The organism is Bartonella sp. AP9QHHD (assembly GCF_042195625.1).
Classification (GTDB): domain Bacteria; phylum Pseudomonadota; class Alphaproteobacteria; order Rhizobiales; family Rhizobiaceae; genus Bartonella.
The window spans coordinates 1-1,116 of sequence record NZ_JBHIOP010000069.1 but is presented as its reverse complement, the minus strand read 5'-3'; the positions used below and the strand labels follow the sequence as shown (position 1 = coordinate 1,116).

The 1,116-nt window shown below is 40.4% G+C and carries 3 pseudogenes; all 3 read left to right on the top strand.

Annotated features, from left to right (window positions below):
• A pseudogene (locus ACFIK4_RS05480) lies at positions 1 to 130 on the top strand (late control protein); the annotation flags it as partial.
• Positions 87 to 725, top strand: a pseudogene (locus ACFIK4_RS05475) (DnaB-like helicase N-terminal domain-containing protein); the annotation flags it as partial. The pseudogenes ACFIK4_RS05480 and ACFIK4_RS05475, both read left to right, overlap by 44 nt.
• A 22-nt stretch (positions 726 to 747) precedes the next feature.
• Positions 748 to 1,116 (top strand): annotated as a pseudogene (locus ACFIK4_RS05470) (DnaB-like helicase C-terminal domain-containing protein); the annotation flags it as partial.

Here is a 1,116-nt window from a genome sequence, read left to right as displayed (position 1 = left end):
CGCAACCGTCACCCACCGCTATGAAAAACAAAGCGGATACACAACAGAAATCACACTCGAGGCACCAAACAAGGGAAAAGAAAGCAATGAGAACATTGAACATGCTAAAAACAGAAAATCCAAGAGATAATTTTGCTTCTTCTTTTCGTCAACTTCCCCATAATATTGAAGCGGAACAGGCATTACTTGGAGCAATCCTGATTAATAATAATGCACTCGATCGCGTTTCAGACTTTCTCAAAGCAGAACATTTTTTTGAAAGGCTACATCAAAAGATCTTTGAGATTGTCTTACAAATTATTCAAAATGGTCATCTTGCAAACCCCATTACAATCAAGCCCTATATCCAAATGGAAGAAAAAGTTGGAGATATTACTGTATACCAGTATGTTGTTCGCTTAGCCACAGAGGCAGTCACTATTATTAACGCTGAAGATTATGGACGCGTCATTTACGATCTTTTTATCCGACGCTCTTTGATTAATCTTGGCAATGAAGTTGCCAATACAGCTTTTGATGCGCCTCTGGAGTTCACACCTTCCCAACAAATTGAAACAATTGAAAATCAATTATTTGAGTTAGCCGAAAAAGGAAAATATGGGGGTGGGTTTGAAAACTTTGATACAGCCATTGCAAAAGCACTTAACATGGCAAGCGCTGCAAAAAAGCGTTCCTCACAGCTCTCAGGGATAGCTACCCATATCAAAACACTTGATGAGAAAATGGGAGGGTTACAAGCATCTGATNGGAAAATATGGGGGTGGGTTTGAAAACTTTGATACAGCCATTGCAAAAGCACTTAACATGGCAAGCGCTGCGAAAAAGCGTTCCTCACAGCTCTCAGGGATAGCTACCCATATCAAAACACTTGATGAGAAAATGGGGGGATTACAAGCATCTGATTTGATTATCCTTGCGGGGCGCCCTGGGATGGGTAAAACATCGCTTGCTACCAATATTGCTTTTAATATTGCCAATGCTTGTAAGCGTCATGATAACAGCCAAGAAAATGAAGGGGGCATTGTAGGTTTCTTCTCACTTGAGATGTCAACAGAACAGCTTGCAACTCGTATTATCTCAGAACAAATAAAGGTTTCTTCTTCTGATATGCGTCGT